Annotated in this window: 6 protein-coding genes and 1 pseudogene; 6 read left to right on the top strand and 1 reads right to left on the bottom strand. The window is 30.7% G+C overall.

Annotation, left to right across the window (positions count from 1 at the left end; genetic code table 11):
- From DM800_RS28025 to DM800_RS28010, 4 genes and pseudogenes are all read left to right on the top strand, one after another.
- Positions 1–85, top strand: a pseudogene (locus DM800_RS28025) (GNAT family N-acetyltransferase); the annotation flags it as partial.
- Between the two features lie 16 nt (positions 86–101).
- Positions 102–734 carry a VanZ family protein gene (locus DM800_RS28020; protein WP_147788105.1) on the top strand — a complete coding sequence of 211 codons (633 nt, stop codon included), beginning with the start codon at positions 102–104 and terminating at the stop codon, positions 732–734.
- A 257-nt stretch (positions 735–991) separates the two neighbouring features.
- On the top strand, positions 992–1,498 hold the full coding sequence (locus DM800_RS28015; protein ID WP_000576339.1) for a DUF3189 family protein: 507 nt from the start codon (positions 992–994) through the stop codon (positions 1,496–1,498).
- A gap of 200 nt (positions 1,499–1,698) precedes the next feature.
- On the top strand, positions 1,699–2,505 hold the full coding sequence (locus DM800_RS28010) for a DegV family protein (RefSeq protein WP_000831941.1): 807 nt from the start codon (positions 1,699–1,701) through the stop codon (positions 2,503–2,505).
- Positions 2,506–2,639: 134 nt separating this feature from the next.
- Here DM800_RS28010 and DM800_RS28005 read toward each other — a convergent pair whose 3' ends face one another.
- Positions 2,640–3,212 (bottom strand): DJ-1/PfpI family protein, encoded by a 573-nt coding sequence (locus tag DM800_RS28005; RefSeq protein ID WP_088063608.1) that lies wholly within the window; start codon positions 3,210–3,212, stop codon positions 2,640–2,642.
- Positions 3,213–3,796: 584 nt separating this feature from the next.
- Between DM800_RS28005 and DM800_RS28000 the strand changes: the two genes are divergently transcribed.
- Positions 3,797–5,020, top strand: coding sequence for a methyltransferase domain-containing protein (locus tag DM800_RS28000; protein WP_147788104.1), 1,224 nt, complete (start codon positions 3,797–3,799; stop codon positions 5,018–5,020).
- A 112-nt stretch (positions 5,021–5,132) separates the two neighbouring features.
- A complete protein-coding gene (locus DM800_RS27995) occupies positions 5,133–6,428 on the top strand; it encodes an MFS transporter (protein WP_147788103.1) in 1,296 nt (431 codons plus the stop codon).
- Positions 6,429–6,468: the final 40 nt, after the last annotated feature.

Below are 6,468 nucleotides of genomic sequence, written 5' to 3'. Positions count from 1 at the left end.
TTTTACAGGTGAAAATAAAGAAGAGATAAGAAAACAATTTAAACGAGTTCACGATTGTTTTTGTTTTGAAAAGTATTTTAACTAGAAAGCGTGTTAACAGTTTGTATATGATCAATGGTAGTGTGTTTATCATAGTAGGAGTTATCTGTTATTTGATTGTACGAAGTATTTTTATTGGAATGAAAAGTAAAAAAGGTGTGAATTGGTGGAAAGAACTAATTAGTTTTCTATTCGTAATATATATTGGTATGGTTGTTGCAATAACTTTATTTCCTATACCAATCGGTTTTCCAACGGGCATCGAGAATATAAGACTTTCAATCAATATTATCCCCTTTGCTTCAATTATTAAAGATATTGGTAAAATAGGAATTGCTTATGATGTTGATGTTCTATTTATGATTGGTCTCATCGCAAGAAATGTAGGTGGAAATATTTTATTATTAATGCCTTTAGGATTTTTAGCACCAATTATATGGGATAAATTCAAAAAAATTAAAAACACTATTTTATTAGGTTTAGCTATATCAATTAGTATTGAATTATTACAACTAACAGAGTCTTTATTTAGTGGATGGGGACGTATTACTGATATTGATGATGTGGTTTTTAACGTTATAGGTTCTATTGTAGGATATTTTATTTATAAAATCACTTTAATACTAGCTAGTAAATTTAATATTCAAGTATTAAATAAGACTAATTCTAAAAGTGTAGAATCTATTGATAACTAACAGTTCATACGGGTTAATAGATATGTTTGTTTTGAATAAAAATGCTAACAGATGTACGAGTCAAAAGTACGTCTGTTTATTTTTATTAATAATGCTTACGATTATTACATTATGTACCGTAATAAATAGACGATAGTATAACCCAAAAATATATAATGAATTAACAAAAAAATTGTAAATACATTCATCCTTTGTTTATCAATGCTGTGAACGGTAATACTAAATAACATTGAACTTTTACAACAAGGGATGATAATATGATATTCATTTATACAGATTTTGGCGGAACACATTCAACTTCACTTGCTGCAGCTTATCATTTAAATAAATTACCAACGGATCGTAAGTTAACGAAAGAAGAAATTTTGAATGTAGATTACTTTAATAAATTGAAAACAGAGGATATGGGCAAAATCATTTTTCATGGAATAGACGAAAATGGTAATCCGGTTTATACAATTGGATGTGGTGCATCAAAAGTCGTTGTACCTGCGATGAAACATTTAGGAGAGATTTTGCAAAAACATTATCAAAGTCATGAAAAGATTATTTTTTCTAATACATCACCAACAGTGCCTTTACCAATGACTTTCGGTGGTCTGTTTTCTAGAAGATTTCACATCGACTTCATCGGCGTACCGTTACTCGTATGGGGAGCGAAACTTTGCTGTGATAACGTACAAAGACTTGTTAGTTATACGAAAGAAGCTGGTCGATTGACAAATGATTATGTTGTAATTTTAGATAATGAAACCTTTAAATAATGTATAAAAAGAAGAAAATCGGGCAAATACTTCGGTTTTCTTCTTTTTTTCGTGAAAATGACAAAAAATATTCACATTTAATATCCATCTACTATAGCCAAAACAATAAAGTCCTGTTACTATTACAGGGATATTCTCTTTTCGTAACATAAATATATAGAAAAGTCAGAAAAGAGGAATTGAATTAAGGGAGGAACAACATGAAGCGTGTTGCTTGGATTACTGATAGTACAACTGCGAGTTTTACAACAGAAGGAGATAACTTTGTTATCCCAATTGAAGTTATTATTGATGGTGTGTCGTACAAAGATTGTGAAGAAGGTGTGCGTGAGCGCGTCTATAATGCGTTAAACGAAGGTAAAACTGTCACTACATCACAACCTAACATAGGGGAAATGGTAGAGTTATTTTCGAAATGCAAAGAAGAATATGAAGAGGGATTTGCAGTTGCTATTAGCGGAAAAGTAAGTGGAACTTATCAAAACATGAAGTTAGCTGCAGACATGGCAGGTTTCCCATTAACGGTATTGGATAGTGAAACAACAAGTTATCCAATGGATGAACTAATTAGAAAAGCGAAATCGTTATACAATGATGGTATGACGTTACAAGATATACACAAAACATTAGTAGATGAAAAAAGAAGACCTTTCCACGTATTCCCGAAAAGTTTAAAAGGCCTTTACGCAAGTGGACGTGTAAAGGGAGTTCAATTTTTACTTGGAAGTTTATTAAGTGTCAACTTAATATTAGAAGTAAAAGGTGGAGAGCTTTTACTTGAAAAGAAAGTTCGCAAAATCCAAAAATGTCGAGAATACATTAAAAATGAACTCGAAAAAGAATTACCAAAAGTACTTCATATGTTCCATGCTAACGATAAAGATGGAGCTGAGGAATGGATTTCAGATATTAGAAAAGCATTCCCTGAAATGGACTTTAAACTATATCCATTACCAATTTCATTTGCGGTTCATGCAGGTGAAGGTACAATAGCAATTAGTTATTAAGAGGAAAACCCGTGAATGATTCACGGGTTTTTTATTTAATTAAATTGAAATTGGAGGCATATCACGTCGCCATCAAGCAAAAAGGCTCATTTTATCGTTTTGAGGAGCAATCAATCCCTCAACTTGATTTGAAATTAAAAATATAAACCTTTGCCTACGGGCTGAACAGTTTCTAGAACAGTATCGACCATTTCTTCATTGATTAGGGTTCTTATAATCCAGGCTGAGAGATCTTGAGCAGCAAAACAGCCTGCAGCAGTCGAGATATTTCCTTCGTTTACGAAACTTTGTTCAATAACGTCTACATCAAATTCTTTAAGCTGTTCTACTACGGACGGATATGTAGTGGCTTTCTTACCTGTTAGTAATTTTTTAGCTCCTAGTAGTAATGAACCAGAACACATAGATCCTATTAATTGTCTTTGAGGATCTACATGAATGCTATTAAGATACTCTTGATTTGTATATAAATTTTGTACACCCTTACCACTTGCAAATATTACAGCGTCAGCAGACGGAATATCAGATATGCTTCCTGTCATGGGAATGCGTAAGCCAGACATGGATATATGAGTTTTTCCCGTTCCTAATAGTTGAACGTCCCAATCAGAAATACCGCCAACTAAACGTACACGATTTAATAAATCCCATGGTAGAAAAACATCTATATCAGTAAAGTTATCAAAACAGACTATTGCAATTTTCATTTTCTAATCCACCCCTTACTGTTGTTACCAGTGCCAATTAACTTTTCTAATAAAACAATTCCTTTAATATTTGATTCTAATTCCATAAGTATGTCCCCTTATTTACAAGATGAACTTCTCCGGTTTATGTTCTATATTAAGTTATAAATCCCTATATATTCCATGCATTTGAAAAAGGTGTTAGCAATTTTTTAACTCACCCAAACATATAAATCAATTAAATATTCTGCTTAGTTTCTACCGATTCGTTCTACAAAACCAACATTTTTAGCAATAACTTCGTAAGGTATTTGGAAATGAGAATCTTTAACTTTCTCGAGCAAGTTGGTGTAATTCATCACATACAGAAATAGAAATAATAGTGTCATCAGAATAGTAGTCCTGCTCCACTGGTTAAATAAAGGAGAAGTGATGATATCCGTTTACATGTATATTTTATTAAATAAAAAATTATATACTTACAAAATATGTGGCATTGAAATATCCTATACATACCTTAAATTTTGTTGTATAGAGAGATAAAAGGATTTTTAAAGGTAAAAATAGAAATCTATATAAAAATATATACAAATGGTAGGGATGTTATGAAAATTGGTAAGTTTGGAGAAGTAAATAACATAAGTATTGATACAATTAGACATTATATGGATCTTGGCCTCATTATTCCTGAAAAAAAGGGCGGTCACAATTTTTTTGACGAGTATTGTCAAACAGATTTAGAGCTTATATTACATTACAAAGAGCTAGGTTTTAGCTTGAATGAAATTAAAGAACTATTTTTTTATAAAAATTTAGCGAAATCTATGAATTACAAAAAAGATACTTTTTACCAATCTTTATTTAAATTGAAATATGACCAGATGGAACAGGAAATAGAACTTTTGGAGAAGAGACGGGATAAATTAAAGGAAGTGTTACATGATTTATTATTAACAAATGAAACTTCGAATTCAATTATAGGGATAGATTTAAGCGTACTTCATTTGCTTACATGTTCTAAGTGTAGTAAAAAACTAATTCTTCAAGATGGAATTATTAATAACAATCAAATTACTGAGGGGAGGTTACTTTGTAATTGTGGTGAAGAATACATTATTACTTCAGGAATTATAACTGCTGGTAAATCATTTAAATTAAATGAGCAAACGTCACTTGAAGATACTATTTCGGATTATATTCATGAAACTGATAATGCGTATTTGGAAAATATGCATAGGGAAGGGGAATGGGCGAAAAAGAAACTAATACATTTAAATTTAAATAACAAATTAATACTGGATTTAGGATCGGGACTTGGATTCTTTTTGAGAAACATTTATGAAGAACTTCCCGAAGATTGCCTATACATTGCAGTGGATCGAGATTTAAATAAACTTTTATTTTTAAAAGATGTATTAGCGAGAAGAAATCCGAAAAGAAACATTCTCTTTATCTGTGCTGATTTTTTGAATATCCCTATTCAGAATCAGTCAGTTGATATTGTAATTGATCATTCTGGTACGAGCAATTATAGTTTTGAGCATGAGGATTTTTTACTTCGCGAATTAAATCCACTTTTTAAAACGGATTGTTATTTAGTAAGTTTATTTATTTTATTTAAAAATTTCAGCTCAAATAGCCAAATTACAAATAACTTTCGAGAAAATTTTACACTTTCAAAAGTAACGAAAGAAATCCAAAATCTACACTTTCAATCCATCGATGAAAGTACTTCAAATTATTTGAAACGAGGAGGAAAGTACGAGGATTTCTTTGTTCAAGGAGAAGAAATTTATACATATTCATTTTTCGGAAAAAGATGGGGTTAACCCCATCTTTTATTTATTTTCCCTGAAAACTTTTCAAATAGTACATATTGCTATTGGGTTGACCCAAGAACTTACAATGTACGTAACAAAAAATTAGGCAGGGGGAAAAGTGATGGGAAGTTTACGATTACATATAGAAAATAAAAAAAGAAACCAAGAACTAAGAAATATTTGTTTATATTCAATTGCAAAAACAGTATCAATATTCGGTAGCTCTATGTATAGTTTCGCGCTAGGATTATATGTTTTACAAATAACTGGATCTGCGTTAAATTTCGCGATTACGCTCATATTAGGAACGATTCCAATAATTGTTTTGAATCCCTTTGCTGGTGTAATTGCTGATAAGGTTGATAAAAAGAAACTAGTTATTTGTATGGATTTACTAAGTGGATGCTTATTAATAGCTGTTTATATATTAAGCAGCTATTATGGATTGAACTTATTCATCATTTATACTACAACCTTTCTTATGACAGTGTTTACAACCTTTTTTGGAATAGGATTAGAGGCTGCAAAACCAAATATCGTCTCTAAAGAGAGGCTTATGAGTATTAATTCTATAAGTAAAATTATCGATTCTGTATCTTTAATTCTCGGCCCTATGTTAGGTGGCATCGTTTTTTCAGTATTTAATATTAAGACTTTTATAATTATAAACGGTATTTCTTTTATTCTTTCAGGGATAGCATTACTATTTATTCATTTTAGACTGTTCGAGTACAATATAAATGAGGGAAATTCAAAAAGAGGAGTTAATTTTATTAAAGATATAAAAGAGGGGTTTTCTTACTTACTTAAAAAGGAAAGCTTAAAGAATACGTTTCATATTTTAATTTCGTTTAATTTCTTCTTAGGCTTTGCTGTAACTGTTCCATTGCCATACATTATTAACACAGTACTCAATCTTGGTTCTAAGCAATTTGGTATCATTCAAGGGACTTTTCCAGTAGGGATGATAATTGGTGCAATTGTAGTAAAAAAGATAACTGATCGTTTTTCTTACTCTTATCTTTTGAAAAAACTAAGTTCTATGTTGTCAGTTTTTATGATTATTTTAGGAATTCCAGTTTTATTCAAAAGTTTTGAAGTGAATGATTTAGTATTCGTTATTACTTATTGTGTTGTTATGATCTTTTTAGGGTTTATTATAGCGCTAATTGATATTCCTTTAATTTATTTCATGCAAAATGAGATTCCTGATGAATACAGGGGAAGGGTTCTCAGCATTGGATTAAGTATAGGTAAAATGATGCTCCCTATAGCAATGGCACTATCCGGTCTATTATTAAATTATATCCCAGCGTACACCATTCCAATTGTAGGGGGATTCTTATATTTAATAGTAATTAAAGTTTCATCAAATCGTTTCATATTAGAGGTTCATTCGAAAGATTATAGTGCTTAGTAGATTCTTAGATTATGTATAGAATGGATACTGCTACCTC

It is taken from the genome of Bacillus sp. AY18-3 (assembly GCF_008042305.1).
Classification (GTDB): domain Bacteria; phylum Bacillota; class Bacilli; order Bacillales; family Bacillaceae_G; genus Bacillus_A; species Bacillus_A wiedmannii.
This window is presented reverse-complemented; position numbering and strand designations above follow the sequence as displayed.

What these genes read in the sequence shown, in the direction of transcription:
- DM800_RS27995 (WP_147788103.1), top strand. Translation starts at nt 5,133, where the DNA reads ATGGGAAGTTTACGATTACATATAGAAAATAAAAAAAGAAACCAAGAA.
- DM800_RS28010 (WP_000831941.1), top strand. Translation starts at nt 1,699, where the DNA reads ATGAAGCGTGTTGCTTGGATTACTGATAGTACAACTGCGAGTTTTACA.
- DM800_RS28000 (WP_147788104.1), top strand. Translation starts at nt 3,797, where the DNA reads ATGAAAATTGGTAAGTTTGGAGAAGTAAATAACATAAGTATTGATACA.
- DM800_RS28005 (WP_088063608.1), bottom strand. Translation starts at nt 3,212, where the DNA reads ATGAAAATTGCAATAGTCTGTTTTGATAACTTTACTGATATAGATGTT.
- DM800_RS28015 (WP_000576339.1), top strand. Translation starts at nt 992, where the DNA reads ATGATATTCATTTATACAGATTTTGGCGGAACACATTCAACTTCACTT.